The following is a 26760-nucleotide window of genomic DNA, read 5'->3' as shown; positions in this document are numbered from 1 at the left end:
CGGCGGGAGGATGAAGAACACCCCGGACGGATCCTCACCGTCCGTGCACGCCCTGTTGGCGGACGGCACGACCGTCAGGGTCCGGCAGGTGCTGCCGGAGGATCACGCGGCCGTCCTGCAGATGTACGAGCGGTTGTCTCCCGAGAGCCTGCGCCTGAGGTTCTTCTCGGCGGGCTCCTCCCGCAACGGACAGCGGGCAGCGGACGAGGTGTGCACCGGTGGGCGGCCGGGCGAGCGGGCCCTGCTCGCGGAAGCGGGCGGCGGGATCGCGGGCCTCGCCGAGTACCACGCGGACCCCGCGCTCCCGGCCCGGGCCGAGGTCGCCCTGGCCGTCGCCGACGCGTGGCACGGTCGCGGCGTCGGCACCCTGCTCCTGGAACACCTGGTGGATGCCGCCCGCTCCGACGGGCTGGAGGCCCTGACCGCCGAGGCGCTCAGCGAGAACTATCCGGTCCTCAGGGTCTTCGCGGACCTCGGTCTCCCGCTCACCCGGCGGTTCGACGGGCCGGAGGTCCACGTCACCGTCCGCCTCTCGCAGGACGAGGGCTACCTGGCCGCCCTGGACACCCGCGGCCGGACCGCCGACGTCGCCAGCATGCGGCCGCTGCTGCGTCCGCAGTCCGTCGCCGTCATCGGCGCGGGCCGCCGGCCGGGCTCGGTGGGCCGGGCGATCCTCCGCAACCTCCGCGCCGGCGGTTTCACCGGCCGCGTCCACGCCGTCAACCCGCACGCGCACGTCATCGAGCACATCCCCTGCCACGCAGCCGTCCCGGACCTGCCCGAAGCGCCCGAGCTGGCCGTCGTCGCGGTTCCCGCCGCCGCCGTGCCGTCCGTCGCGGAGGAGTGCGGCCGGTTCGGTGTGAGGGCGCTGCTCGTCGTGACGTCGGGGCTCGATGCCCCTCAGGCGGCGGCTCTGCGGACGGCCTGCCGCCGGTACGGAATGCGGCTGGCCGGACCCAACTGCCTCGGCCTGGCCAACACGGAGGAGGGCGTCCGGCTGGACGCGACCTTCGCGGCCCGCTCCCCCCTGCCCGGTACGGCCGGCGTCGCCGCACAGTCGGGCGGGGTGGGCATCGCCCTGCTGAGCGGTCTCTCCCGGCTCGGCATCGGCGTGTCCAGCTTCGTCTCGCTGGGGGACAAGTACGACGTCAGCGGCAACGATCTGCTCCAGTGGTGGGAGAGCGACGGGCGCACCGGCCTCGCCGTCCTGCACCTGGAGTCCTTCGGCAACCCCCGGGCCTTCTCGCGCACCGCCCGCCGGGTCGGCCGCCGGATGCCGGTGCTCACCGTGGACGCCGGCCGCTCGGAGGCCGGCCGCCGGGCGGCGGCCTCGCACACGGCCGCGGCCGCCACGCCCACCATGACCCGGCAGGCGCTCTTCGCCCAGGCCGGCATCATCGCCACCCGGAGCATCGGCGAACTGCTCGATGCCATGGCGCTGTTGCACTCCCAGCCGCTGCCCGGCGGCAACTCGGTGGTCGTGGTCACCAATGCCGGTGGTGCCGGAGTGCTGGCAGCCGACGCCTGCAGCGAAGCGGGGCTGAACGTCCAGCCGCCGGAACCCCGGTTGGCGGCCGAACTGGCAGCTGTCCTGCCCGACGGGGCCGCCGTCGGCAACCCGGTCGACGCCACCGCGGCCGTCTCCGAGCAGGAGCTGCGCGCCTGCCTCGACCGGCTGGCCGCCCACCGCGACGTCGACGCCGTGCTCGGCGTGTTCGTGCCCACGGCCCTCGCGGCGGCCACCGGCGACGACCTGACGCGCGCGCTCACCCACGGCCCGGACCGCGCACCCGTCACGACGGCGGCCGTGCTCCTCGAACAGCCCACGCGCGTCGAACTGCTGGCGGCCGAAGGCCACGGCACCGTTCCGGCGTTCTCCGACCCGCAGGACGCCGCCCGCGCCCTGGCGTACGCCGCCGGCTACGCCAAGTGGCGCGCACGACCGCAGGCGGAGGCGGCGGAACCGCCCGATGCCGACACCGGGGGCGCACGGGCCGAGGTGGTCTCCTGGCTCGCCGGGCACCCGGAGGGCGGCTGGCCGGATCCGGCCGTGTGCGCACGGATCCTGGGGCACTACGGCATTCCGCAGATCGCCTGGGAGTGGGTGCACGGCGAGGACGCCGCCGTCGCCGCGGCGCGGCGACTGGCCGGGCCCCGCGGCCGCGTCGTGCTCAAGGCGTACTGGCCGGGGCTGGTGCACAAGTCCGCCGAGGGCGCCCTCCGGCTCGGACTCCAGGGCGACGACGAGGTGCGGGCCGCCTACCGCGACCTCGCGGGCCGCTTCCGCGACAGGCTCTCCGGAGTGGTCGTGCAGCCGCAGGTGTCCTCCGTCCTCGAACTGGTGGCCGGAGTGGTGCAGGACGAGGTCTTCGGGCCCCTCGTGCTCTTCGGCCAGGGCGGCACCGCGACCGAGGTGCTGGCCGACCATGCCGCCCGCCTCGCCCCGCTCACCCCCTACGACGTGGACGACCTGCTCACCGCCCCGCGCTGCGCCCGCCTGCTGTCCGGCGGTCCCGGCATCGCTCCCGTCGACCTCGGGGCGCTGGAAGGGCTGCTGCTCCGGCTGTCCCGGATGGCGTGCGATCTGCCGCAGCTGGTGGAGGCCGACCTCAACCCGGTGGTGGCGTGCCCGGACGGCGTCACGGCGCTCGACGCCCGGATCCGGCTCGCACCGCGCCGCGCGCACGACCCGTACTTGCGGCGGCTGCGCTGAGCCGCCCGCCACACTCAGCATGCGGGTTCCGGACAGTGTGGTCAGGCTGAGAGGGCGATCGGAGCAGGAGCATACGACCGGACAGGAGAGAGGCCATTGGGTACCGCGACCACGGACAGCGCCTGTGTCCTCGACCGCGACGGACTCGACGCGCTCGTCCGGGTGCTCCGTGCCCGTGGCCGCACGGTGGTCGGCCCCACGCAGCGCGACGGCGCCATCGTCCTGGCCGAGCTGGAGTCCGCGGCCGAACTGCCCTACGGCTGGGGCGTGGAGCTGGAGGGCGGCCACTACCGGGTGATCCGGCGCGACGACGAAGCGGCGTTCGCCCACAGCGCCGGTCCCCAGTCCTGGAAGAACTTCCTGCTCCCGCAGCGGGTGCGCCAGTGGACGGCCGACCGGGGCCCCGACGGCGAACTGACCGTGCGGCCCGAGCGGCACGATCCGGCCTCGTACGCCTTCCTCGGCGTGCGGCCCTGCGATCTGCGCGCCATCGCGATCCAGGACCGGGTGCTGACCGGCGGGCGCCACAAGGACGATGCCTACCGGGCCCGGCGCGACGGCGCGTTCCTGATCGCCGTGGAATGCACCGAGCCCGGCGCCACGTGCTTCTGCGTCTCCATGGGCACCGGCCCGGCCGCCGGGCCGGGGTACGACATCGCCATGACGGAGGTGCTCGACGGCGCCGGGCACCGCTTCCTCGCCCGGGCCGGCACCGCCGAAGGGGCCGATGTCCTGGCCGAGTTGCCGCACCGGGCCGCCGACCCCGCCACCCGCACGGCGGCGCACGAGGCGGTCGACGCGGCCGCGGGCCGCATGGGCCGCACCATGCCGCCGGTGGACCTGCGGGCGCTGCTGGCCGGGACACTCGACGCGGAGCGCTGGAACGACGTCGCCTCCCGCTGCCTCACCTGCGGCAACTGCACCATGGCCTGCCCCACCTGCTTCTGCACGACCACCGAGGACGTCACCGACCTCACCGGTGACCACGCGGAGCGCTGGAGCCGCTGGGAATCCTGCTACGACCTCGACTTCTCGCATCTGTCCGGTGCCGGCCCGGTCCGGGCCTCCGGGCGCAGCCGCTACCGGCAGTGGATGACCCACAAACTGGGCACATGGCACGACCAGTTCGGCAGCTCGGGCTGTGTGGGCTGCGGCCGGTGCATCGTGTGGTGCCCGGTCGCCATCGACATCACCGAGGAAGCCCACGCCCTCCACCAGGAGGCCCTCGACAAGGACAGCCCGTCATGACCAGGACCGGACTCTTCTCCACCATCCCCGAGGACCACCGCGACCGGCTGATGGACCTCGGCCGCGACGTGGCCTTCCCCGCCGGCGCCCGCATCTTCGAGGAGGGGTCCAAGGCCGACCGCTTCTGGGTCCTCCACACCGGCGCCGTGGCCCTCGACCTGCACGTGCCCGGCCGCCGCCCCGCCGTCGTCGAGACCATCGGGGCCGGCGAACTGCTCGGCTGGTCCTGGGTGTGCCCGCCCCGGCAGTGGCACCTGGGCGCCGAGGCCGTCAGCCCGGTCCGCGCCTGGGAGTTCGACGCCCAGGAGGTCCTGCGGCTGTGCGAGCACGACCCGGCGCTCGACCACGCCCTGCTCACCTACGTCGTCGGGACCATCGGCCACCGGCTGCGGTCCGCCCGCACGCGCCTGCTCGACCTGTACGGCCCGTACGGGAGCGGAGAGCCGCGGTGACGGCGATTCCCCTCCCTTACCGCGTGGTGGAGACCCGCCCCGAGACCGCCGACACCGTCACCGTCCGCCTGGAGCCGGTCCACGAGGCCCTGCCGCCCTTCGCACCGGGCCGGTTCGCGATGGTGTACGCGTTCGGCGTGGGCGAGGCACCCGTTTCCGTGGCCGGTATCCTCCCCGACGGCGGCCTGCTGCACACCGTCCGCGCGGCCGGCGCGGTGTCGCGTGCGCTGTGCGCGCTCGCACCGGGTGCGGTGGTCGGGATGCGCGGACCGTTCGGCACCGGCTGGGATCTGCCCCTGGCCGCAGGGGACGACCTGCTGGTCGTCGCGGGCGGCATCGGCCTGGCCCCGCTGCGGCCGCTGGTGCAGGCCGTCCTGGCCGCGCCCCAGGGCCACGGCCGGCTGAACGTCCTCATCGGCGCCCGCACCCCCGACGACCTGCTCTACCGCGGCGAGTTGGACGGCTGGGCCAGGCCGTACTGCGGCATCACGGTGGACCGCCCGGGGGCGGGGTGGCGCGGGCGGGTCGGTGTCGTCACCACGCTGCTCGACGAAGCGCTGTTCTCCCCCGCCGGGACCACCGCCTTCGTCTGCGGCCCCGAGATCATGATCCGTGCCACCGCCCGCGACCTGCTGCACCGCGGCCTGGCCCCGGACCGGATCCTGGTCTCCCTCGAACGCAATATGCACTGCGCCACGGGCCACTGCGGCCACTGCCAGCTAGGGCCCCTGCTGCTGTGCCGTGACGGCCCCGTCGTCGGCTACGAACGTGCCGAGCCCCTGCTCTCGGTGAGGGAGTTGTGACCGTGGACGCCGCCACCCCGCACCGTCCGAGACTCGGCGTCTTCAAGTTCGCCTCCTGCGACGGCTGCCAGCTCACCCTGCTCGACTGCGAGGACGAACTCCTGCCGCTGGCCGGGGAGATGGACATCGCCTACTTCCTGGAGGCGTCCAGTGCGCCCGGACCGGGCCCCTACGACCTGTCCCTCGTCGAGGGCTCCGTCACCACGGCCGAGGACGCCGAACGTATCCGGCGGATCCGCGCCGAGTCCCGCACGCTCGTCACCATCGGCGCCTGCGCCACGGCCGGCGGAGTCCAGGCGCTGCGCAACTTCGCGGACGTCGACGAATTCCGCGAGATCGTGTACGCCAGGCCCGAGTACATCGAGACCCTCGCCACCTCGACCCCCATCGCCGCCCACGTCCCCGTCGACTTCGAACTCCAGGGCTGCCCCATCGATCGCGGACAGCTGCTGGAAGTGATCACGGCCTTCCTCGCCGGGCGCAGGCCGGACATCCCCCGCCACAGCGTCTGCTTCGCCTGCAAACGACGCGGCACCCCGTGCGTGACCGTCGCCCACGGCACCCCCTGCCTGGGTCCGGTCACCCACGCGGGCTGCGGCGCCCTGTGCCCGGCGTACGGGCGCGGCTGCTACGGCTGCTTCGGCCCGTCCGGCTCGCCGAACATGCCCGCGATGATCCCGCTGCTGCGCAGCGACGGCATGAGCGACGAGGACGTGCTGCGCATCCTCCACACCTTCAACGTCGCGAAGTTCGCGGCGATCGAGCCGGAGAGGGAAGAGCCGTGACACACCGCGGTTCGCGTGTCCTGCACGTCGGCTCCCTCACCCGGGTCGAGGGGGAAGGGGCACTGCACCTGCGCATCGACGACGGCACGGTCTCCGCGGCACGGTTGAAGATCTACGAACCGCCGCGCTTCTTCGAGGCCTTCCTGCGCGGGCGGCGGCACACCGAGCCGCCCGACATCACCTCCCGGGTCTGCGGCATCTGCCCGGTCGCCTACCAGACGAGCGCCTGCCGGGCGATCGAGGACGTCTGCGGCGTCACCGTCGGCGGTCAACTGGCCGCACTGCGGCGCCTGCTGTACTGCGGCGAGTGGATCGAGAGCCAGACCCTGCACATCCACCTCCTCCACGCCCCCGACTTCCTCGGCTACGACAGCGCCGTCGACCTCTCCCGCGACCACCGCGCGGACATCGAACGAGGCCTGCGGATCAAACAGGCGGGGAACGCCGTCATGGAGCTGCTCGGCGGCCGCTCCATCCACCCCGTCAACGTCCGCGTCGGCGGTTTCCACCGCACGCCCACCCGTGCCGAACTGCGGCCGCTGGCCGAGCAGTTGCGCCGGGCGCGCGACGACGCGGAGGAAACCGTCCGCTGGGTGGCGGGCTTCGACTTCCCGGACGCCGAATGCGACGCGGATCTGCTGGCGCTCGCCGAACCCGGTGCCTACGCCATCGACGGCGGCATCCCCACCGTCCTCCCCTACGGCGACGGGCAGGAGCCGCGCAGCTTCCCCGTGCGGGACTTCACCGCCCACGTGGTGGAGGAGCAGGTGCCGTACTCCACCGCCCTCCAGGCCCGGCTCGACGGCCGCCGGCACCTGACCGGCTCCCTCGCCCGGTACGCCATCAGCGGCCACCTGCTCCCGCCCGCCGTCCAGGAGGCCGCCCGCGCCGCGGGCCTGGACGGCGTGTGCCGCAACCCCTTCCGCAGCGTCGTCGTCCGGGCCGTGGAGGTGCTGTATGCGATCGGGGAAGCCCTGCGCCTGATCGACGCCTACGAGCCGCCGCCGCGCCCGGCCGTGGACGTGATTCCACGCCCCGGCACCGGCCACGGCGCGACCGAGGCCCCGCGCGGCACGCTCTACCACCGCTACGTCCTCGACGCGGAGGGGCTCGTCACCGACGCCCGTCTCGTCCCGCCGACTTCCCAGAACCAGGCCGCCATCGAGGAGGACCTGCGCCGCATCGTCCAGGACCGGATCGCCCGGGGCGACGCCACGGACGCCGAACTGACCCGCTTGTGCGAGCGGGCCATCCGCAACCACGACCCGTGCATCTCCTGCTCCGCCCACTTCCTCGACCTAACGGTCGAACGAGCGTGAGGGCGGTCGCTCACACAGGCGAAGGGCGCGGCACGAGGGTGTTGTCTCCGGTCCGTCCGGCGAAATGGTCGGCGATGTTGTCCGCCGTGGTCCGCACGATCTGGCCGACCGCATCACGCGTGAAGTACGCCTGGTGCGAGCTGATCAGGACGTTCCGGAAGGTCATCAGCCGGGCGAGGGTGTCGTCGGTCATGACCTCCAGGGACTTGTCGAAGAAGAAGACGCCGGCTTCCTCTTCGTACACGTCCAGGCCGACGCCCTCCAGCCGCCCGGCCCGCAGGGTCTCGACGAGTGCGTGGGCGTCCAGCAGGCCGCCACGGCTGGTGTTGATCAGAATGGCGTCGTCCTTCATCCGCGCCAGCGCCTCCGCGTCGACGACGTGATAGGTCTCCGGCACCAACGGCGCATGGAGGCTGAGCAGGTCGGATTCGGTGAACAGGCGCCTGCGGTCGACGTATTTCATGCCCAGCGCCTCGCACTCCTCGTTCGGCACGACGTCATGGCCGAGCAGTCGCATCCCGAACCCCGCGGCGATGCGGGCGAACGCGGCACCGATCCTGCCGGTGCCGAGCACACCCGCGGTGCGGCCGTGGAAGTCGCGGCCCATCAGGCCGTCGAGGCGGAAGTCGAAGTCACGGGTGCGGGCGACGGCCCGCGGGAGCCGGCGGTCGACGGCGAGAGCGAGGGCCCACGCGAACTCGGCGACGGAGTAGGGCGAGTAGCAGGACACCCGGGACACGGCCAGCCCCAGCTTCCGGGCGGCGGCGAGGTCGATGTTGTTGTATCCCGTGGCCCGTTGGGTGATCAGCTCGGTGCCGCCCTCGGCGAGGGTCCGCAGGACGTGCTCGTCCAGGACGTCGTTGACACTGCTGCAGACGATGCTGCGGCCGGCCGCCGTCGCCGCGGTGTCCGCGTCGAGGACGAGGTCCAGGCACCGCAGATCATGGTCCCGGCCGAGTGCGCGCTCCAGCAGCGGCCTCTCGTCGGTGGTCACTCCGTACGCGACGATTCCCGCCATGGTGCTGTGCTCCTTGTCGTGCCGACCGGGCTCCTTCGAGCATGATCCCGTGTGTTCCCCGCCCGGCATGGGCCGAATGGTCCACACGTGCGACGACCGGCCCCGGGCGTCGCGGGCCGCGGCGCAGGATGGTGGAAGAGAGGAAAAACGCGCAGACGGCACGAGGAGGTCCGTCATGGCAGGCTCATCGACATACCGGCACCGGTCAGGTCTGCCGGAGCTGATGGAATGGCTGGGGGCAGGATTCCCCAATGTGCCGGTGGTCCCGGGCCACCGGGATTCCCACGTGATCCCCATCGAGGTGACGGAGGGCGGCGGGAAGTACGTCCTGCGTGCCGAGCTCCCCGGCATGGACCCGGAGAAGGACATCGAGATCACGGTCGAGGGCGACACCCTGACGGTCAGGGCCGAGCACACCGAGAGCACGCAGGACAAGCGGCACTCGGAGTTCCGCTACGGCTCGTTCGAACGGTCCGTCCGGCTGCCGTTCCCGATCCCGGACGAGGGGCCCACGGCCGAGTACCGCGACGGCATCCTGACCGTGACCGTCCCGCGGGCGGCCGAGGAGACACCGGTCACCCGCACCGTTCCGGTCCGGCGCGGCGACTGAGCGGCCGGCCGCCGGGCTCGGAGGGGCCGGGCCGCCCGGGTGGGCGCCCGGCCTCCGGTCCTTCGGGACGCGGAGCCGTCCGGGGCGTGCTGCTCGGCTCGGTGGCGGATGCGGCCGGGTCGCCTTCCGGGAGGCCGCTGCACGCGGACGCCAGGTCCTGGCCGTACGGGCGTGGCGCTGCACCGATCGGCAGCCCGCGGACCGTACCGCAGCGGCGGGCGACACCGCCTACGCGCACGAGGAGCGGGCTTCAGCCACACGGCGCTGCACCACGCGGCCTGCCCGGTCGCCGTCGTCCCCTGTGCCCGAGGCGGCACGGGCTCAGCCGGAGCGCGGCGCCGCGGCCCCGTGTTCGAGGTGCTGGACGTGGGCGTCGGGCCCGGGGTAGACCATGGTCACTTTGTCGTTGTCCGACCAGCGCACGTCGTAGGGAGGCGTGCCGTCGGCGTGGTGCAGGCCGACGATCTCCCCGTCGCGCTTGGTCACCCCCGTCGCCGGGCTCTCGACGACGAGGCGGTCTCCGAGGTGCGCGCGCATGGGCCATCACCCTCTCCGTGCGCTCCGGGCCGGTGCTGGGCTCCGGAATCCCGAATGCGGCTCATACCAGCATCGGCTTCCAGTGTGCCGCGGTCATGGGCCGGCCGGTCCCGGGACGGGGCCACCCGGCCCTGGCGCCGAAGCCCGGTGCGTGGTGTGCTGGAAGTGGCGGGAAGGACCTGCGAGACGCGGGGAAGCGGTGAAAGACCGTGCACCGCGCAATCAGGATCCGCGAGAAGCGGATGGGCCCTTCCCGCCCAGGAGCCGCCCGCGGACGCGGGCGGTCTTCGGCACCAGGGAGGCGGCGATGTCCCCGAACCGACGTGTCGTCCCGTTCACCGGGCTGGGCCGTGCGGATGTCGGCCTCGTCGGCGGCAAGAACGCCTCGCTCGGCGAGATGATCACCCGCCTCGCCCCCGCGGGCATCAAGGTCCCCGACGGGTTCGCCACCACCGCCGACGCCTACCGGGAACTGCTCGGCACCGGCGGTCTGCGCCGCCGCACAGCCGACCGGCTGGCCGCACTGCACGAGGGCGCTCCGCTCTCCGAGGTCGGCACCGCCATCCGCGCCGACATCCTCGCCACCCCGTTGCCTCCCGCACTCGCCGAGGAGATCGGCGAGGGGTACGCCCGGCTCGCTCACGAGGCCGGGCGTACCGATCCCGACGTCGCGGTCCGCTCCAGCGCGACCGCCGAGGACCTGCCCGAGGCCAGCTTCGCCGGGCAGCAGGAGACCTTCCTCAACGTCAGTGGCGGGCAAGCCCTGTTGGAGGCCTGTCACCACTGCTATGCCTCGCTGTTCACCGACCGGGCCATCGACTACCGGGAACGCATGCACTTCGACCACCTCGCGGTGGCGCTCTCCGTCGGCGTGCAGCTGATGGTGCGCTCCGACCTGGGCGGCGCCGGAGTGGTGTTCACCCTCGACACCGAGACCGGCTTCCCCGGGGCCGTGGTCGTCGACGCCGCCTGGGGGCTCGGCGAGAGCGTGGTCAGCGGCCAGGTCGACCCCGACGAGTACGTGGCGTTCAAGCCGCTGCTGGAGGACCCGGCCCGCAACCCGGTCATCCGGGCGGAGACCGGCCGCAAGGCCCGGAAGGTCGTCTACGCGGAGGGCGGGAGCACCCGCACCGTCGACACCACGCCCGCCGAACAGGCCGCCCGTGTCCTGGACGACGCCGAGGTCCGTCAACTCGCCGAGTGGGCCGTCACCGTGGAGAAGCACTACGGGGCGCCCATGGACGTGGAGTGGGCCAAGGACGGCCGCACGGACGAGATCTTCCTCGTGCAGGCCCGGCCCGAGACCGTACGCTCCCGCCGCCGCGGCACCGTGCTGCGCCGCTACCGCCTCACCGGCACCGGCGAACGCCTGGTGACCGGCATCGCGGTCGGCGAGGCCGTCGGGGCCGGGCCGGTGTGCGCCCTGGCCGAACCGGTCGGGCTGGAGCGCTTCCCGAACGGTTCGGTGCTCGTCACCCCGGTCACCGACCCGGACTGGGAGCCGCTGATGAAGCGGGCCGCCGCGATCGTCACCGATCACGGCGGGCGCACCTCGCACGCCGCCATCGTCAGCCGCGAACTCGGGGTGCCCGCCGTCGTCGGCACCGGCGACGCAACCGCCGTCCTGCCCGAGGGCCGGCCGGTCACCGTGTCCTGTGCCGAGGGTGCGGAGGGCCATGTCTACGCCGGGCTCGTCGACCACGAGGTGACCGAGGTCGACCTGGCGGACCTGCCGCGCACCCGGACCCGGGTGATGCTGAACCTGGCCGATCCGGCCGCCGCCTTCCGCTGGTGGCAACTCCCCGCGGACGGCGTGGGGTTGGCCCGGATGGAGTTCATGGTGGCCCACCAGGTCAAGGTGCACCCGATGGCCCTGGTGCACCCCGAGCGGCTGGTGCGCTACGTGCGGCGCCAGGTCGACCGGTTCACGGAAGGGTATGCCGACCCCGCCGAGTACTTCACCGACCGGCTCGCACGCGGGATCGCCACCATCGCCGCCTCCCGCTGGCCCGCACCGGTGATCCTGCGGACCAGCGACTTCAAGACCAACGAGTACGCCAAGCTCGTCGGGGGCGGTCCGTTCGAGCCGGCCGAGGCCAACCCGATGATCGGCTGGCGCGGCGCGAGCCGCTACTACAGCGACGGCTACCGGGACGGCTTCGCCCTCGAATGCCGGGCGATCTCGCGGGTGCGCCAGGAGTTCGGCCTGACCAACGTCGTGGTGATGATCCCCTTCTGCCGCACTCCGCACGAGGCGGACCGGGTGCTGGAGGTCATGGCCCAGGAGGGCCTGGAGCGCGGCCGCGACGGCCTGAAGGTGTACGTCATGGCGGAGATCCCCGCCAACATCCTCCTGGCCGAGGAGTTCGCCGAACGCTTCGACGGCTTCTCCATCGGCAGCAACGACCTCACCCAGCTCACTCTCGGCGTGGACCGCGACTCGGCCGAACTCGCCCACCTCTTCGACGAGAACAACCGGGCGGTGACCCGCAGCATCGAGCACCTCATCGCCGTCGCCCACACGGCAGGACGGCCCGTCGGGCTGTGCGGCCAACGCCCCAGTGACGACCCGGACTTCGCGGCGTTCCTGGTGCGGGCGGGCATCGACTCCCTCTCGGTCGCCCCGGACAGCTTCGTGACCGTGAAACAGCATGTGGCCGCCGCGGAGAGGGAGTTCGCCACCGGAACCCTGGAGGATGCCGCATGACCGGCACGAGCCGACCCGGACTGCTGACCTTCCTCGGCGGCGTCGGCACCGTGACCGGCAGCAAGTTCATGGTCGAGACGGACCATGTGCGGATCCTGGTGGACTGCGGGCTGTTCCAGGGGCTCGCGGACCTGCGCCGCAAGAACTGGCGGCCCCTCCCCGCCGATGCCTCCACCATCCACGCGGTCGTCCTCACCCACGCCCACCTGGACCACTGCGGCTACCTGCCCCGGCTGGTCCGGCAGGGCTTCCACGGCGACGTCTTCTGCACCCCGTACACGGCCCGGCTCGCCGAGATCGTGCTGCGCGACAGCGCCCGCCTGCAGCAGGAACAGGCCGAGCACAGCAACCGGCGCGGCCACTCCAAGCACCGCCCCGCAGAACCCCTCTACGAGGACATGGACGTCGACCGCACGATGAGACTGTTCCGGCCCGTCCCCCTCGGCCAGGACACCGAGATCGCCCTGGACACGCGGCTGCGGCTGCACCACGCCGGACACATCCTCGGCTCGGCATGGGCGTGCCTCACCCTGGAGGACGGGCACACGCTGGCTTCGAGCGGCGACCTCGGCCGACCGGTCCACCCGCTCCTGCGCCCGCCGGAGCCCTTCACCGGAGCCGACGTGCTGCTCCTCGAATCCACCTACGGCAGCCGGCGGCACGACACCGCGACCAGCCGTGCGGTCTTCGCCGACGCCCTGCACCGCACGCTCCGGCGCGGCGGGCTGGTGGTCATCCCCTCCTTCGCGGTGGACCGCACGGAAGTGGTCCTCCACGAACTGGCCCGGCTCCGGGCATCCGGGCAGCTGTCCGCGAACGTGCCCATCTACGTCGACAGTCCGATGGCCCTCGCGGCGCTGCACGTCTACGAGGACGCGCTGACGGGCCAGGACGACGGGATCCGCCCGGAGGTGCTGGCAGCGGGCGCATCCGTGCTGGACCCGGCCCCGTTCGCCGCCGCCCGCTCCGCGGCCGAATCGATCGAGATCAACAACGTCAGGGAGCCCTGCATCATCGTCTCCGCCTCCGGCATGGCCACCGGCGGACGCGTCCTGCACCACCTGTACCGCCTGCTGCCGGACTCCCGGAACACCGTGATCATCAGCGGGTTCGCCCCCGAGGGCACCCGGGCCCGCGACCTCGTCGACGGTGCGCGCACGCTCAAGATGTTCGGCGAATACGTCCCCGTACGCGCCGAAGTCGTCGACGTCCCGGGCTTCTCCGCGCACGCCGACGCCGCCGAGATCCTCGCCTGGCTCCGCGAGGCTCCGGCACCGAACGCCACCTACCTCGTGCACGGCGAGCCCGAGGCGGCCGAAGCGCTGCGGGACCGGATCGACCGCGGCCTCCGCTGGACCGCGGTCGTCCCCCGCTCCGGCGAGCGCGTCCTGGTGCGCTGACTCCCCTGCAGGCCCGGAAGCTCCGGAGGTGACCTTCGTGGTACGACCGGTGTCCGTCGGATTCGACGGATCCGCCGAGAGCCTGGCCGCTGCCGCCTGGGCCGGGCGGGAAGCCGTGCTGCGCGGCACGTCGCTGCACATCGTGCACGCCCTGGAGTGGAGGGCGAGCAACCTGCAGTTCTCCCCCGGCGCCTCCGCCCAGCGGGAGTGGGCCGAGAGCCGGCTCGACGTGGCGCGGGAGGAGCTGGCTGTCACCCGCCCGGAGCTGGTGGTCGAGGTGGACCGGGTATCGGATCCGCCGGTGAAGGCCCTCGTCGACGCCGCGCGGGAGTCCGAGTTCCTGGTCCTGGGCTCACGCGGGCTCGGTGTCCTGCAGGGGTTCCTGCTGGGTTCCGTGAGCCTGCCGGTGATCGCCCGTGCGTCCCGGCCCGTCGTGGTCGTGCACGGCCCGGAGGAGCCGTCCGGGCCGTCCGGAGCAGGCCCGGTCGTGGTCGGGCTGGGGCACGACGGGCCGTACGGCCCGCTGCTGGACTTCGCCTTCGCGGCGGCGGCCGTGCGGGGCGCGGACCTGCACATCGTCCGGGCCGGGGACGCGGGGGCCGCCGCCGAGGCGCTCCCGGACCGGAGCGGGTGGCCGTCCGTCGAGGTCCACGAATGGCTGCCGGCCGGTCCGGCGGCGCAGCACCTGGTGGAGGCGGCCGGCGAGGCCTGCCTGCTCGTCGTCGGCCGGCGCGGGCACCGGCCGGGGCCCGCAGTCCGGATCGGGCCGGTGGCCCATGCCGTGCTGCATCACGCACGCTGCCCGGTCGCGGTCGTCCCGCACGGATGAGGCGTTCAGTCCCCGGTGCCGTTCAGTCCTCGATTCAGTCCTCGGTGACCAGGACGTCCTCGACGGGCCGGCGCGGCACCTTCGGCCCCTTCGGGCCGTACCCGAGGCGCAGCATCATCTGCACATGGCCCGTTCCGGACGACGGGTCCCGCAACGGCCAGCGCAGGTCCGGCCATTCGAGGGCCTGGGTGGAGAAGGAGGTGGCCAGCCCCTCCAGGGTGGCCAGGAGCAGGACGCGTTCCATGCCCTCGCCCGCGCACAGCCAGTCCCGCGGCCGGTCGCCGTCGGTGCTCAGCACGGCCAGGTGCGGTTCGTTCTCGAAGGGCGTGGACCCCAGATCCGGTGCCGGCCTGCCGCCCGAGAAGTCGCGCATCGGGGCCCTGCCGCCGCGCTTGCGCGGCCCGAAGGCGTAGTCCGGCACACCGTCGGTGGCCGTGTCGGACTCGGCCGCGCCGATGCGGGTCCACCGGGCCAGGTCGTCCTCGCTGCCGCTGTCGGTGAGGTTGCGGGCCTCGGCCTCCTGGACGAGCTCCTCCATCCAGCGCAGATGCCAGGAGGCCGGGAAGGCCAGCGCGATGCCCTCCTCCCGGGCGGCCTCGATCAGGGCCGTCCGGAGGTTCGCGGGGATCTCCTTCTCCGAGAACGGGTACCGGCTGGTGTGCCGCCGGTGGATCGCCGGGTGGAGGAGGGCCAGGGCCACGTCACCGGCGGCGGGTGCGCCGAGCCCCACCGTGGCGAGCAGCGTCGCGTCGCCGGGATCCGGCAGAAGCGTGACCCCCGGGTGGAAGCCGGCGTTCGCGACGGCGACACGGAGGTTGAACAGCGCAGCACCGCACCCCAGATGCAGACCGCGGGCATCGGGGTCGGAGTGCGGCATGGCCCGCTCGAAGTCGGCGTGGAGCCGGAAGGTGCGGCTGCCGCGTGCGTAGCGGAACCGCCAGGGCTGCGCGTTGTGCATGGACGGGGCGGCCACCGCATCACGCACCAGTTCCGCCACGCCTGCGTCGTCGATCGTGAGTGGTGCAGTCACCGGAATCTCCCTTCCGGGGATGGCAGGCCCGGCCACCAGGCCCTCTTCCATGTTCTCTCCCCGGCCGGCCGCCGCAGGGAGAGGCCGAGGGTCCTCCGGCCTGGGCCGACCGGCTCATTCCAGTACAGCTCCGGACCGTCAGGCTGGAAACTGGTACGGAGAACTTCGAGAGAAGGAGCGGGACCATGCTCCAGCACCGAACGGTCGACGAGCTCATGACCCGGAAAGTGGTCCAGGTACGACCGGACACCCCTTTCAAGGAGATCGTCAGGGAACTCGCGGAGAACGATGTCACCGCCGTGCCGGTCGTGGCCCGTGACGGCCGGGTGATCGGCGTGGTGTCCGAGGCGGACCTGATGCGCAAGGCCGCCGACCAGCCCGATCCCTTCGGCCGCCCCCTGGTCCCGAACCTCGAGGCGTGGGAGCGCGCCAAGGCCGAGGGCGCCAGGGCCGAGGAGCTGATGTCGGCGCCCCCGGTGTGCGCCCGGCCGGAGTGGAACGTGGTGGAGACGGCCCGGCTCATGTCGGTGCAGGGCGTGAAACGGCTCCCGGTGGTCGACGAGACCGACAAGCTCGTCGGCATCATCAGCCGTGCCGACATCCTGCGGGTCTTCCTGCGCGAGGACGCCGCCATCCGGGAGGAGATCCACCGCGACCTCCTGCAGAGGACGCTGGGCCTGGCCCGGTCGGCCGTGACCGTCGAGGTCTCGCAGGGACAGGTGACGCTCAACGGGACGGTCGAGGCCCGCAGCATGATCCCGGTCATCGAGCGGCTGTGCCGTTCCGTGGACGGCGTGGTCGCGGTCCACGAGCACCTCGCCTACACGGACGACGACACGGGCGGCCGCTTCCCCGCTCCATGAGCCCCGGTGCGCGAGCAGTCGAGGAGCCGAGGAGTCACAGATGAACAGCACCCAGCGCACGGTCAGCGACGTCATGACACAGACGGTCGTGGCGGTCAGCCGTTCCGCCCCCTACAAGGAGATCGCCAGGACGCTCGCGGAGTGGAAGGTGAGCGCGGTGCCGGTCCTGGAGGGCGAAGGCCGCGTCATCGGCGTCGTCTCCGAGGCCGACCTGCTGCCGAAGGAGGAGTTCAAGGACAGCGATCCGGCCCGCTTCGACCGGCTCCGCCGGATCGACGACCTGGCCAAGGCCGCCGGGAGCACCGCCGAGGACCTGATGAGCACCCCCGCGGTCACGATCCACGCGTACGCGACCGTGGCGGAGGCCGCCCGGGCGATGGCCCGCAAGGGCGTCAAACGCCTCCCCGTCGTGGACGAGGAGGGGATGCTCGCCGGCATCGTCAGCCGCAGCGACCTGCTCAAGGTGTACCTCCGTGACGACGAGGACATCGCCCGGGAGGTCCGCGAGGAGATCGTCGCCCGGCTGTTCCGCAACCAGGAGCCGACGGTGGAGGTGCATGTGACGGAAGGGGTCGTCACCCTCTCCGGCTCACTGGCCGACGCGTCGATGGTGCCCCTCGTGGCCCGGCTCGTCCGCGCGGTGGAGGGCGTCGTGAACGTCGAGCTCCGGCTCACCACGCCCGCGGCCGGCCCGCAGGCCTGACACCCCGCTGAACGGCCGAGCAGCGCTGGCACGACGCCGCCCTGTCTGATCGTCTGGAGACACTGACGGGCGAGCGGCGGAGGAGCGGCCGTGCACGGCGAAGAGCAACCCGGCGGCGCGGCCGCCGCATCGTCCCGCGGCGACAGCATGGCGACCCGTGCGACGCTGCGGCGCGAGCAGCTCGGGATGACACGGGAAGAGGCGGCCGAGCGCGCCGGCATGTCCGTCGCGTACCTGCGCCATCTGGAGGCGATGGGCGGCGATTTCGACCCCGCCGCCCTCATGCGGCTGGCCGCCACGCTGGAGATGCCCTACGAGGACCTGGTGGAGGGCCGCCGCGACGCCGCGCCGGGCCGGTCGCCGGCGGCGCCCCATCCGGTCCTCATGCAGCTCACGGAGCGTGAGTGCTGGAACAGGCTCGGCACCCACGGCATCGGCCGCCTGGGCCTGTCGACGGACGCCGGCCCCGTGGTGCTGCCCGTCAACTTCCTGGTCGACGCGCGCACCGTCGTCTACCGCACGGATCCCGGAGGTGCGGCGGCCGCGCCCGCCGGGAGCCGGCTGGCCTTCGAGACCGACCACATCGACGAACAGCTGAAGAACGGCTGGAGCGTCCTCGTGACCGGGAGCGCGGATCACGTGACCGATCCCGACGCGGTCCGGTCCCTGTCGGAACGACCGGGGGCGGAACCGTGGGCCGGCGGGGTACGGAGCCTGTGGATCCGCATCGTTCCGGCGCGGGTCAGCGGGCGCACCATCCGTGTCGCCACGGGCCCTCGGTGAGGTCGCGCTCCCCCGGCCTTCAGCCGGGGCCCGTCCCGGGGCGGCGGCCGGCCGCCCAGCGCAGTCGCACCGTGTCCTCGCGCTCGCCCTCCTCCAGGGCCAGTTCGACGGCGGCCAGGGCGTGTTCCAGGCGGGGGAGCCAGTTCCGGCGCAGCGCGCGGATGCGCTGGCGGGTCGTCAGGACCTCCTCGCCCACGGCCCGGGCCGCGGCCCGGGCGACGGCGTGCGCGGCGGCTGCCCGCAGCGCGTCGCCATAGGCGGCTTCCGCCCGGGCCAGGGCCGTGTTGCCGGGGGCCGGCTCCGACGGGGTCCGGACGGCGGGGGCGACGGCCGCCCGGGCGGGATGGTGCGCGCCCATGGTCGTGGTCCATTCGACGGTGACCTCGGCCCGGCCCGGCAGGGCCGCCGTGGCCAGGGCCTGCTCCCCGCCCAGCTGCAGGCCCCGGGAGAGCCAGGTGCCGGCTGCGCGCAGTTTTTCGTGCCAGGCCCGGCGGGTCTCCTCCTCCGCTTCCAGCAGGCGCCGGTGCTCGGCCAGGAGCACCCGCAGCTTCCGCTCCAGCAGGTCCGCCGCCCGGGTGGCGGTCGCGTGCCGGCGCCGGAGATGCAGACGTCCCGCGCGACCGGGCGGGATCCGGTGGGGGGTGGTCATCGTGCCTCCCCGGCACCGTGGGCGTCGAGCAAATCGCCCGGGAGCATGGCCAGTTGACTCCGCGGCAGGGTGAGCAGCACCTCCCAGGCGCGGTCCATGGCGTCGTCGAGCGTGCGGAGCTCCTCCTGTCCCTGGGAGGCGAAGAGACCGCCGAACTTCTCCTCCAGCTCCAGGTGCCGGAGGTCGGCCGGGCTCAGCGCGGCGCGGCCGACGAGGTCGGCCAGTTCGCGGACCTCCCGGGCCCTGGCCATGGCGGCGATCAGCTGTGCGGCGACGTCGAGGTGGTCGCCACGGGTGCGGCCCTCACCGGCGCCCTTGCGCATCAGCCGGGACAGCGAGGACAGGACGTCCACCGGCGGGTAGACGCCACGGGCGTGCATCTCGCGGGAGAGCACGATCTGTCCCTCGGTGATGTAACCGGTCAAGTCCGGCACCGGGTGGGTGATGTCCCCGCCCGGCATGGTGAGGACGGGGAGCACGGTCACGGATCCGGGCAGCCCGTGGATCCGGCCGCAGCGCTCGTACAGCGAGGCGAGGTCGCTGTAGAGGTAGCCGGGGTAGGCACGCCGGGCGGGCACCTCGCCCCGGGCGGCCGACACCTCGCGCAGCGCCTCGGCGTAGGAGGTCATGTCCGTCATGACGACCAGGACGTGCCTGCCGCCCGTGAAGGCGAGGTGCTCGGCGACCGTGAGGGCCAGGCGCGGGGTGAGGATCCGTTCGATGACCGGCGCGTCGGCGGTGTTGAGCAGCAGCACCAGCTCACCGGCGGCGGCCCGTGGTTCCAGCGCGTCCCGGGCGAAGTCGGCGTCCGCGTGCGTGAGGCCCATGCCGGCGAAGACGACGCTGAACGCCTCGCCCTCCGTGCTCGCCTGGGCCGCGATCTGGGTCGCCAGCCGCAGGTGCGGCAGTCCGGCGGCGGAGAAGACGGGGAGTTTCTGCCCGCGGACCAGCGTGGTGAGGACGTCGATGACACCCACACCGGTCAGAACGGGCTCGGCGGGCGGCCGGCGGCGGACCGGGTTGACGGGGGTTCCGTTCACGGGGGCGCTCGTGGGGGCGAGGACCGGCGGTCCGCCGTCCAGCGGCTCGCCGCGGCCGTTGCAGACCCGCCCCAGCCATCCGTCCCCGACGGGGATGCGCAGCGGGGTGCCCGCGAAGGAGACGCGCAGGCCCCCGGGGTCCATGCCCGAGGTGCCCTCGAAGACCTGGACGACGGCGAGGTCCCGGTCGGCCTCCAGGACGAGGCCGTGGCGCCGTTCGCCGGATGCGAGGGTGAGACGGGCGTACTCGTCCCAGCCCACTCCTCCGACTCCCTGGACGACGGCCAGCGGGCCGCGCAGCTCGCGCACGGTGGTGTACTCGGTCTCGCTCCAACGGGTCATCGCAGCGCCCTCAGCCGGCCGAGCATGGCGTCCCGCCGGTCCGCCACGCCCGCCGCGTCGCCGGGGCCGGTCTCCTCCCGTGCCCGCAGGAGCGGGGTGAAGTCCGTTTCCTCCACCGCGGTCACGGCGACGCCCGCGTCGACGAGCCGCGTGCACTGGTCGACGACGGCGAGCGTGGCATCGACCAGCGCCGCCGTCTTCTCCGGTGTGCAGAAGGCGTCCCGGGCGGAGAGTGCGCTCTGCTGGAGGAGTCCCTCACGGATCAGCCGGCCGGCCAGCACGCTGATGCGTTCCCGGGCGGGAAGCGCGGTGATGCCGACGAGGTCGACGAGTCCGGCGAGCCGGTCCGCTTCCGCCAGCAGGGCGGCGACCCGCGCCCGGCCCGGGGGCGGGGCGGGGGCGGCGGTGTCCCCCGGCCGTGCCCGCCCGGCGTCGAGGACGTCGGCGTCGCGGGAGAAGGAGCCCGCCCAGGAGACGGCCGGATAGTGCCGGGCGTAGGCGAGGTCGCGGTCGAGGACCCACAGGCAGCGCACGAATCGTTCGGTGTGCGCCGTGACGGGCTCCGTCATGTCTCCCCCGGGCGGGGAGACCGCTCCGATGACGGTGACGGAGCCGCGCGTGCCGCCGAGGGTCGTCACCGCTCCCGCCCGCTCGTAGAACGCGGCGATGGCGGAGGCCAGTTCGGCCGGGTACCCCTCCTCGGCGGGCAGGGCCCCGGTGCGCGAGGCGAACTCGCGCAGGGCCTCGGCCCAGCGGGACGTCGAGTCGGCGATGACGACCACGTCGAGGCCCATGTCGCGGAAGTACTCGGCGACCGTGACGCCGGTGTGGATGCTCGTCTCGCGGGCCATCATCGGCATGTTGGAGGTGTTGGCGATGGTGACGGTGCGGTCGACGAGCCGGCCGCCGGTGCGGGGGTCCTCCAGGCCGGCGAACTCCGTGAGGAGGTCGGCCATTTCGTTGCCGCGCTCCCCGCACCCGACGTAGACGATGACGTCGGCGTCGCTCCACTTGGCGATCTGTTGCAGCAGGACGGTCTTGCCCGTCCCGAAACCGCCCGGCACGGCGACGGTGCCGCCCTTGGCCACCGGGAACAGCAGATCGATGACGCGCTGGCCGGTGTGCAGCGCCTCGCGCGCCGGAACCCTCTCGCGCACCGGCCGCGGCGTGCGGACCGGCCACTCGGTCGTGAGGGACACGTCTGTCCGGCCCACCCGGGCGACCGGCTCCCGGGTGGAGCAGCGCCCCTCGGGGGCGATCCAGGTCACCGTTCCGCCGGCGCCCGGGGGGACGAGAACCCGGAACGGCACGGGTCCCGGGCCGCCGGCCTCGCCGAGCACGGCCCCCTCGCCGGCCTCGTCGCCCGCCCGCATCCGCGGGGAGAACGACAGGCCGTCGTCCCGGGAGGGCTCGGGCGCCAGGCCGGGTACGAGCCGGTCGCCGGCGCCGGAGAGCGGGCGCAGCAGCCCGTCGAAGACCCCGCCGAGCAGATGGGGACCCAGCAGGGCCGTCAGCGGACGGCCCCGGGGCAGGGCCGCGTGGCCCGGAGCCAGGCCCCCGGTGTACTCGTACGCCTGAACGGTCGCCGTGTCGCGGCCGATCGCCACCACTTCGCCGAGCAGCCCCGCCCGTCCGAGGCGGACCAGATCGTGCATCGCGACACCACCGGAGCACGTCAGTTCGACCAGCGGGCCCGCGACGCGCACGATCGTGGCGGGGCCCGGCCCGGACTCCGGTGGTCCGGCCGCGGTCAGGGCGTCCACAGATCCTCCGCCTCCGGGCCCAGCCGGTCCAGCGCACGGGCGGCCACGGCCTCCAGGGTGAGATCGACGCGGCGCCCCGGGGCCAGGGCGAGCACCCCGCCGCCGGACGGTTCGGTGAGCGAGGCGCCCGGCCCCAGGAGCGCCCTGGCCCGTGCCTCCAGCCGACGGCGCAGACGCGGGTAGTCCGTGCTGCGTCTCAGGTCCCGTACCTGCTGCACGACGCAGTCGCACAGCTGGTCGTAGGCGTCACGCCGGGCGGTGAGCAGCAGATGCCGCGCCGCGCGCCGGGCCCCGGCCAGTTCGGCAGCCGCTGCCGCGGCACCGTCCGCGGCGCCCCGGCGACGGGCGGCGGCGAGGATCTCCTCCGCCGCGGCCCGGGCCTCGCGGACCGCCGCGGCGGCCTCCTCGCGCGCCCGGGCGAGCTGCGCCTCGCCCTCCGCCCGGGCGGTGCGCAGCAGTTCGGCGCGTACGGGGCCGAGCGCGCCCGCGTCCTGGACCGGCCCGGTCATGGCGGCATCACCACGGTCAGCGGGTCGCGGCATTCCAGGGCCTCGTCGCCGAGGGCCTCGGCGGCGGCCGGTGTGAGGATCACCAGGGAGGTGCCGGCGGGCAGGGACCGCCACACGGCCCGGACCTCCTCCGCCTGCGCGGCCGGGCGGAGCACGGCACCGGCCAGCGCGAACCCCGCCACCCCGGTCTCCTCGCCCACGGCGACCACCGTGCCCACGGCCGACGCCCGCCTCAGTGCTTGCCGATGAGGATGATGGCGATGACGAGCCCGTAGATGGCGATCCCCTCGGCGAGGCCGACGATGACCATCGCCCGGCCGAACAGCTCGGGTCGCTCGCTGAGCGCCGCGATGGCGGCGGCGCCCGTGTAGGCCACGGCGATCGCCGCCCCGATGGACGCCCCCGCCACGGCGACGGCCGCGCCGATGAGCGCGGCCGAACTCGACCCGGACGACGCGGCGGCCGCGGGGGCCGCGTGCGCGGGCCCGGCGGTCAGGGCCACGATCAGCGGTCCGAGGGCGGCGGCGAGCGGCAGCGCGTCCACGCCCGGCCTCCGGCGCACGGCCGCACCGCGCCGCCGGAGCAGCCGACGGACCGGGAGGAGGACCGCCAGTGCGACGGGACAGCAGATGAGGACGGTGATCACGGTGTCGCCTCCGTGCGTTGGACGGGCAGGTGCCAGGGCCGGAAGGGCCGGCCCTGGGACTCGAAGAGCCGGGAGAAGAGCTCGTAGAACTCCAGTCGCAGCGCCTGGATCCCGGCCACCAGGGCCTCCAGGGCGAACGTGAGGGCGTTTCCCACGAGGAAGAGGGCCGCGGCTCCGAGCACTCCGGCCGGGCCGAGGCCCGCCAGGGCGGTCGTGCCGCGCCACACGACCCCGCCGAGTGCGGCGTGGGTCAGCCCGAACGCGGCGAGCCGTGCGAAGGAGACGGTGTTCGCGCCGATGCGCACGACCGTGTCGAAGAGCTGCACGCCGGTCTGGACGGCGCCGCCGAATCCGCCGGACGAGGCGGTGTACATCCCGGTGCCGATCAGGGACAGGCCGCACAGGGCGACGGCCGCTCCCGCGAGTGCGGCGGCCGGTTGGCGGAAGTACACGCCGGCGAACGCCCCCGCCACCCCGAGGAACAGGGCGAGACCCGCCAGGCCGGAGGCCGCGTACGCGGCGTACGCCGGGCCCTGTTCCCGCCACCGGTTGACGGCCCCGGCGACGTGGGCGAGTGCGAGCAGCAGGCCCCCGGCCGCGACCGAACAGGCCAGCAGCGTCCCGGGCGCCGACAGCGGGTCGAGCCACAGGGCGGGCAGGACCCCCGTGGGACCGAAGAACTCGCCGTAGGCGACGCCCGCCAGGGTGGCGGTGACCCCCGCTCCCGCGACGAACGGCAGGACGGGGCGCAGGAACGCCCACCGGGCCGGGCGTCCGGACCGCAGCGCCAGGGCCAGCAGGAGCAGCAGCATGCCGTGGCCGGCGTCGCCGAACATCACTCCGAACATGAGCACGTAGACGACTCCGGCCGGCCAGCTGGGGTCCACGTCGGCGTACGGCACGGTGCCGTAGGTCGTGACCAGCGAGGTGAAGGACCGGCGCACCGGCCCCTCGCCGCGCAGCAAAGTCGGCGGATCGACGCCCCGGGGATTCTCCAGGGGGACGACCGTGCCACCGACGGCGGCCAGCCGTGCTCCGAGCCGGGAGAGGTCCGTCGCCGGGCACCAGCCGGCGAGTGCGGCGACCGGTCCCCGGCGTGTCGCGCCGGCCGCGTACCTCTCCAGCTCTGCTTCTCCGGCCAGCAGGTCGCTGCGGCCGGCCCGTTCCAGGGCGTCGAGATCGGGGGCGCCGCCGCTGAGCACCGGGGCCACCGTGCCCGCGCGCATCCGCAGGAACCGGCGCTCCGCCTCCCCGCGGGGCCGGTCCCCCGCCTCGCCGCCCGTGTCGATCTCCACGCAGCCGGCTTCGGCGGTGCGGACGAGCGTGTCCCGCAGGGCCTCCCGGGGGGCGACGATCGCCACCCGGCGCATGCGCACCGGCAGTGCGGCCTCATACCAGGACATCGTCGGCCTCCCCGGCCGGTCCTCCGCGGGCCGCCAGTTCGAGAGCGCCGCGCACCCGCCAGGCGTCCGCCGAGAGGACGGCCACGGCCCCCACGACGGGCTCGATGCCGTAGCCGGAGCGCCGGGCCAGGGCGAGGCCGTCCTGTTCGATCCGCTTCCACCAGTGCGCCTCGGCGCGCCACAGGTCCTCGGCCCTGCCGGCGCCCTCGGTCGCCCAGCGGGCGGCGCGCGGCAACAGGCGCCGGAATTCGGGGAAGGACGGGGCACGTACGGCCTCCGGGCCGAGCAGGCGGGAGGCCCGGCGTGCCGACGGCTCCGTCAGCCGGCGGCCGCTGACGAACCGTTCGCGGGCCACGAGCAGCGCGGCGCGGCCCGCGGCCCAGTCCCCGGCGCAGGGCACGGTGGACGCCATGCGGACCGCGGCCGAGATCCGCATCCCGGTGACCAGGGCGGCGGGCGAGTCCGCCCCCGGGTCCCCCCAGGGTGACGCGGCGAGTGCGGCGCGCACGCCGGTGTTCGTACGGGCCCGGGAGATGCGCGGCCAGGCGGTCGCCAACGCCCGCAGGCGGTACGGCGGCGGGCTGTCCGCCCCTGCCGACGCACGGAGCAGGTCGCGCACGTTGGCGATCTCGAATCCGGCGGCGAGCACCCGCAGCGCGTTCACTCCGTCCCTGGGCTGCCATCCGGCGAGGACCCGGAGATTCCACAACAGGGTGGAGGTCACGGCGCGTTGGGCTTCTTCCAGGGTGGCTCCGGCGTCGACGCCTCGCCGGTACGGAGAGTCCGTCAGGCGCCGCAGAGCCCCGGCCGGTGTTCCGGAGGCCGCGATGTCCCGCGCTCCGGAGGCCCCGAGGCGTCTGGAGAGGACGGCCTTGGCGCGGGTCACTCCGGCGACCCGTCCCGCTCCCACCGGCCCCTCCCTCCGTCCGGGTCGTCGGCCGGTGCAGGGGGACGGGCCGGGTACGCCGCGATGTCCCGCAGTACGTCCGCCACCACGCGGTCGGCCAGTGCCGGCAGACGCTCCTGCGCCCGGCGCCGCGTGAGAGCGGCGTCGCGTTCCCCGGCTGCGGCCGCTTCCGCGGCGTGCACGGCGGCGGCCGCACGCGCCGCGTCGGCCGCCTCCCGCCGGACGCGGCCGGCCTCCGCCCTGGCCCGTTCCGTGATCCCCTCCGCCCGCTGCCGGCCGCGGCTCCGGATCCGCTCGGCCTCCGCCGCCGCGGCCTCGCGGACGGCCCGGGCCTCTGCGGCTGCGGCATCGAGCTGCGACAGGGGCCGCTGCAGCTCGGCCGTCACCTCCTCCGAACGGTCGGCGGGGATTCCGGTGACGGCCCCCGGAGCTCCGGCGGGGCGGAACCGTGCCAGGAAGTCGCGGAACCCGGCCATACCTGCCCCTCCTTCCGGAACATGCGCCACCGTCGCCTCGGCTGCCGCCTCCACTCTCGCCACCTGCAGGAGGGGGCGGCACTCCGGGTTGGGCCGTTCGATGACGGCCCGGGGAGCGGGCTCCGTCCGTGCGGCGCCCGGGGGGCGGGTGGGCGAGAACCGGAACCGTGCTCGCTTCGCGCACCCGTCGAGCCTCAGGTACGCATCAGCAGAGAGTCCAGGGGTTCGCTGTGGTGCAGGCGGTTGATGGCGTCGGCGAGCAGCGAGGCCACCGACCGGACCTGGAGCGGCAGCTCCGGCGTTGCGTCGACCGCGAGGGTGTTCGTGACGTACAGGCGGCGGATCGGGAGGTGTCCGAGTCGTTCCCGCGCAGGCCCCGCCAGAAGTCCGTGGGTGGCAGCCACGGTGATGTCGGGAGCGGCCCCGTGGCCGAGCAGGACCTGTACGGCCGCTTCCACCGTGCCACCCGTGCTGATCATGTCGTCCACGATGACCGCGGGCCGCCCCGCGACGTCACCGACCAGTTCCTCGGCGTGCACGCTCATGCCCGACACCCGGGTCTTGCGCACCACGGCGACCGGCCGCCGCAGGCGCCCGGCGTAGTGCTCGGCCAGCTTGACGGCACCCAGATCCGGCGACACCACCACAGCCGTCTCGGCGGTCTCCTGCGCGAGTGCACCGGCGAGGACCGGCACGGCCGTCAGCATGTCCACGGGGATACCGCACGTGGCCTCCAGCGCGGCGGTGTGCGGGTCCACGACGAGCATCCGGTCCGCGCCGGCCGCAGCCAGCGCCTCGGCCATCACCCGGGCGCCCACCGGCTGCCCCGACCGGGTGCGGCGGTCCTGCCGGGCGTAGCCGAAGTACGGCACCACCGCGGTGATCCGGTCCGCACCGCCCCGGCGGCACGCGTCGAGGAGCAGGAGCAGCTCGATCACACACTCGTTGACGGCAGGTCCCGTCGGCTGGACCACGTACACGTCGCCACCGCGCACATGGCCGACGACGGGCCGCAGTTCCCCGTCGGGAAAGCACATCGGCTCGCATTCCACCGACACCGCGCCCAGCGTTGCCGCGACAGCACCGGCCAGGGCCGGGTGCGCCGTACCCGCCACGACACGAACGCCCATCGTGGTCCTCCTGTACACCGCACGAGCCGGGGTGCCCCCTGGCGGACCGTCCGCCTTCCATCATCCCGGACTTCGGGCGCCCTGCCACACGCACC

General features: G+C 74.1%; 25 protein-coding genes and 1 pseudogene. 13 read left to right on the top strand and 13 right to left on the bottom strand.

From position 1 onward, the window contains the following. Nucleotides 1–10: 10 nt before the first annotated feature. The 6 genes from HG542_RS02580 (at nt 11) to HG542_RS02555 (ending at nt 7320) form a co-directional block, all read left to right on the top strand. A complete protein-coding gene (locus tag HG542_RS02580; RefSeq protein WP_171078333.1) occupies nt 11–2713 on the top strand; it encodes a bifunctional acetate--CoA ligase family protein/GNAT family N-acetyltransferase in 2703 nt (900 codons plus the stop codon). Between the two features lie 96 nt (nt 2714–2809). Continuing rightward, entirely contained in the window at nt 2810–3961 is a 1152-nt protein-coding gene (locus tag HG542_RS02575) for a 4Fe-4S dicluster domain-containing protein (RefSeq protein WP_171078332.1), read from the top strand. After that, complete coding sequence (locus HG542_RS02570; protein ID WP_171078331.1) at nt 3958–4413, top strand: Crp/Fnr family transcriptional regulator; 456 nt, start codon at nt 3958–3960, stop codon at nt 4411–4413. Before HG542_RS02575 ends, HG542_RS02570 begins: the two co-directional genes overlap by 4 nt. Continuing rightward, on the top strand, nt 4410–5216 hold the full coding sequence (locus tag HG542_RS02565) for an FAD/NAD(P)-binding protein (RefSeq protein WP_171078330.1): 807 nt from the start codon (nt 4410–4412) through the stop codon (nt 5214–5216). Before HG542_RS02570 ends, HG542_RS02565 begins: the two co-directional genes overlap by 4 nt. Nucleotides 5217–5218: 2 nt before the next feature. Then, complete coding sequence (locus tag HG542_RS02560) at nt 5219–6001, top strand: NADH-quinone oxidoreductase subunit B family protein (RefSeq protein ID WP_171078329.1); 783 nt, start codon at nt 5219–5221, stop codon at nt 5999–6001. Further along, a complete protein-coding gene (locus HG542_RS02555) occupies nt 5998–7320 on the top strand; it encodes a Ni/Fe hydrogenase subunit alpha (protein ID WP_171078328.1) in 1323 nt (440 codons plus the stop codon). The genes HG542_RS02560 and HG542_RS02555 overlap by 4 nt, the downstream gene beginning before the upstream one ends. Nucleotides 7321–7330: 10 nt before the next feature. On the opposite strand, the gene HG542_RS02550 is transcribed toward HG542_RS02555, so the two are convergent. After that, nucleotides 7331–8338, bottom strand: a complete 1008-nt coding sequence (locus HG542_RS02550) for a 2-hydroxyacid dehydrogenase (protein WP_171078327.1) — start codon at nt 8336–8338, stop codon at nt 7331–7333. Nucleotides 8339–8513: 175 nt separating this feature from the next. Here HG542_RS02550 and HG542_RS02545 point away from each other — a divergent pair, with 175 nt between their 5' ends. Beyond that, nucleotides 8514–8948, top strand: coding sequence for an Hsp20/alpha crystallin family protein (locus HG542_RS02545; RefSeq protein ID WP_227722783.1), 435 nt, complete (start codon nt 8514–8516; stop codon nt 8946–8948). 333 nt (nt 8949–9281) lie between these two features. Here HG542_RS02545 and HG542_RS02540 read toward each other — a convergent pair. Then, nucleotides 9282–9485: pseudogene (locus HG542_RS02540) on the bottom strand (DUF1918 domain-containing protein); the annotation flags it as partial. A gap of 307 nt (nt 9486–9792) precedes the next feature. On the opposite strand from HG542_RS02540, the gene ppsA reads away from it, so the two are divergent. From ppsA to HG542_RS02525, 3 genes are read left to right on the top strand one after another with little or no spacing between them, the layout of a single operon-like run. Next, nucleotides 9793–12192 carry a phosphoenolpyruvate synthase gene (gene ppsA, locus HG542_RS02535; RefSeq protein ID WP_171078325.1) on the top strand — a complete coding sequence of 800 codons (2400 nt, stop codon included), beginning with the start codon at nt 9793–9795 and terminating at the stop codon, nt 12190–12192. Further along, nucleotides 12189–13592, top strand: coding sequence for an MBL fold metallo-hydrolase RNA specificity domain-containing protein (locus tag HG542_RS02530; RefSeq protein WP_171078324.1), 1404 nt, complete (start codon nt 12189–12191; stop codon nt 13590–13592). Before ppsA ends, HG542_RS02530 begins: the two co-directional genes overlap by 4 nt. A 37-nt stretch (nt 13593–13629) precedes the next feature. Further along, on the top strand, nt 13630–14421 hold the full coding sequence (locus HG542_RS02525) for a universal stress protein (RefSeq protein WP_171078323.1): 792 nt from the start codon (nt 13630–13632) through the stop codon (nt 14419–14421). Nucleotides 14422–14455: 34 nt separating this feature from the next. Here the strand turns inward: HG542_RS02525 and HG542_RS02520 are convergent, their stop codons facing one another. After that, nucleotides 14456–15451: an Acg family FMN-binding oxidoreductase gene (locus HG542_RS02520; RefSeq protein ID WP_438816687.1), complete on the bottom strand. Its 996-nt coding sequence runs from the start codon at nt 15449–15451 to the stop codon at nt 14456–14458. 185 nt (nt 15452–15636) lie between these two features. Here HG542_RS02520 and HG542_RS02515 point away from each other — a divergent pair, with 185 nt between their 5' ends. The 3 genes from HG542_RS02515 (at nt 15637) to HG542_RS02505 (ending at nt 17800) form a co-directional block, all read left to right on the top strand. Next, nucleotides 15637–16314, top strand: coding sequence for a CBS domain-containing protein (locus HG542_RS02515; protein ID WP_171078322.1), 678 nt, complete (start codon nt 15637–15639; stop codon nt 16312–16314). A 40-nt stretch (nt 16315–16354) separates the two neighbouring features. Next, nucleotides 16355–17017 carry a CBS domain-containing protein gene (locus tag HG542_RS02510; RefSeq protein ID WP_171078321.1) on the top strand — a complete coding sequence of 221 codons (663 nt, stop codon included), beginning with the start codon at nt 16355–16357 and terminating at the stop codon, nt 17015–17017. Between the two features lie 90 nt (nt 17018–17107). Continuing rightward, entirely contained in the window at nt 17108–17800 is a 693-nt protein-coding gene (locus HG542_RS02505) for a pyridoxamine 5'-phosphate oxidase family protein (protein ID WP_227722789.1), read from the top strand. A gap of 19 nt (nt 17801–17819) precedes the next feature. Here the strand turns inward: HG542_RS02505 and HG542_RS02500 are convergent, their stop codons facing one another. The 10 genes from HG542_RS02500 to HG542_RS02455 form a co-directional block, all read right to left on the bottom strand. Beyond that, a complete protein-coding gene (locus tag HG542_RS02500; protein ID WP_171078320.1) occupies nt 17820–18449 on the bottom strand; it encodes a V-type ATP synthase subunit D in 630 nt (209 codons plus the stop codon). Further along, nucleotides 18446–19831 (bottom strand): V-type ATP synthase subunit B, encoded by a 1386-nt coding sequence (locus HG542_RS02495; protein ID WP_171078319.1) that lies wholly within the window; start codon nt 19829–19831, stop codon nt 18446–18448. Before HG542_RS02495 ends, HG542_RS02500 begins: the two co-directional genes overlap by 4 nt. Beyond that, entirely contained in the window at nt 19828–21594 is a 1767-nt protein-coding gene (locus HG542_RS02490; RefSeq protein WP_229922465.1) for a V-type ATP synthase subunit A, read from the bottom strand. The genes HG542_RS02495 and HG542_RS02490 overlap by 4 nt, the downstream gene beginning before the upstream one ends. After that, nucleotides 21582–22103, bottom strand: coding sequence for a hypothetical protein (locus HG542_RS02485; protein ID WP_171078175.1), 522 nt, complete (start codon nt 22101–22103; stop codon nt 21582–21584). Before HG542_RS02485 ends, HG542_RS02490 begins: the two co-directional genes overlap by 13 nt. After that, nucleotides 22100–22321, bottom strand: a complete 222-nt coding sequence (locus HG542_RS02480; protein ID WP_171078318.1) for a hypothetical protein — start codon at nt 22319–22321, stop codon at nt 22100–22102. Before HG542_RS02480 ends, HG542_RS02485 begins: the two co-directional genes overlap by 4 nt. A 14-nt stretch (nt 22322–22335) precedes the next feature. Further along, a complete protein-coding gene (locus HG542_RS02475) occupies nt 22336–22749 on the bottom strand; it encodes an ATP synthase subunit C (protein WP_171078317.1) in 414 nt (137 codons plus the stop codon). Next, complete coding sequence (locus HG542_RS02470) at nt 22746–24152, bottom strand: V-type ATPase 116kDa subunit family protein (RefSeq protein ID WP_218038994.1); 1407 nt, start codon at nt 24150–24152, stop codon at nt 22746–22748. The genes HG542_RS02475 and HG542_RS02470 overlap by 4 nt, the downstream gene beginning before the upstream one ends. After that, entirely contained in the window at nt 24139–25062 is a 924-nt protein-coding gene (locus HG542_RS02465; RefSeq protein ID WP_171078316.1) for a hypothetical protein, read from the bottom strand. Before HG542_RS02465 ends, HG542_RS02470 begins: the two co-directional genes overlap by 14 nt. Further along, nucleotides 25035–25535 (bottom strand): hypothetical protein, encoded by a 501-nt coding sequence (locus HG542_RS02460; RefSeq protein WP_171078315.1) that lies wholly within the window; start codon nt 25533–25535, stop codon nt 25035–25037. The genes HG542_RS02465 and HG542_RS02460 overlap by 28 nt, the downstream gene beginning before the upstream one ends. 194 nt (nt 25536–25729) lie before the next feature. Continuing rightward, complete coding sequence (locus HG542_RS02455; RefSeq protein WP_171078314.1) at nt 25730–26665, bottom strand: ribose-phosphate diphosphokinase; 936 nt, start codon at nt 26663–26665, stop codon at nt 25730–25732. Between the last annotated feature and the right edge of the window lie 95 nt (nt 26666–26760).

Source organism: Streptomyces morookaense, from assembly GCF_013030945.1.
Classification (GTDB): Bacteria; Actinomycetota; Actinomycetes; order Streptomycetales; family Streptomycetaceae; genus Streptomyces; species Streptomyces morookaensis.
The sequence above is the reverse complement of the archived record's forward strand: the minus strand, read 5'-3'. Positions and strand labels throughout refer to the sequence as shown.

Coding starts and splice junctions, on each gene's coding strand:
- HG542_RS02495 (WP_171078319.1), bottom strand. CDS start 19,831: ATGACCCGTTGGAGCGAGACCGAGTACACCACCGTGCGCGAGCTGCGC.
- HG542_RS02550 (WP_171078327.1), bottom strand. CDS start 8,338: ATGGCGGGAATCGTCGCGTACGGAGTGACCACCGACGAGAGGCCGCTG.
- HG542_RS02515 (WP_171078322.1), top strand. CDS start 15,637: ATGCTCCAGCACCGAACGGTCGACGAGCTCATGACCCGGAAAGTGGTC.
- HG542_RS02580 (WP_171078333.1), top strand. CDS start 11: ATGAAGAACACCCCGGACGGATCCTCACCGTCCGTGCACGCCCTGTTG.
- HG542_RS02510 (WP_171078321.1), top strand. CDS start 16,355: ATGAACAGCACCCAGCGCACGGTCAGCGACGTCATGACACAGACGGTC.
- HG542_RS02455 (WP_171078314.1), bottom strand. CDS start 26,665: ATGGGCGTTCGTGTCGTGGCGGGTACGGCGCACCCGGCCCTGGCCGGT.
- HG542_RS02545 (WP_227722783.1), top strand. CDS start 8,514: ATGGCAGGCTCATCGACATACCGGCACCGGTCAGGTCTGCCGGAGCTG.
- HG542_RS02470 (WP_218038994.1), bottom strand. CDS start 24,152: ATGTCCTGGTATGAGGCCGCACTGCCGGTGCGCATGCGCCGGGTGGCG.
- ppsA (WP_171078325.1), top strand. CDS start 9,793: ATGTCCCCGAACCGACGTGTCGTCCCGTTCACCGGGCTGGGCCGTGCG.
- HG542_RS02485 (WP_171078175.1), bottom strand. CDS start 22,103: ATGACCGGGCCGGTCCAGGACGCGGGCGCGCTCGGCCCCGTACGCGCC.
- HG542_RS02460 (WP_171078315.1), bottom strand. CDS start 25,535: ATGGCCGGGTTCCGCGACTTCCTGGCACGGTTCCGCCCCGCCGGAGCT.
- HG542_RS02530 (WP_171078324.1), top strand. CDS start 12,189: ATGACCGGCACGAGCCGACCCGGACTGCTGACCTTCCTCGGCGGCGTC.
- HG542_RS02570 (WP_171078331.1), top strand. CDS start 3,958: ATGACCAGGACCGGACTCTTCTCCACCATCCCCGAGGACCACCGCGAC.
- HG542_RS02500 (WP_171078320.1), bottom strand. CDS start 18,449: ATGACCACCCCCCACCGGATCCCGCCCGGTCGCGCGGGACGTCTGCAT.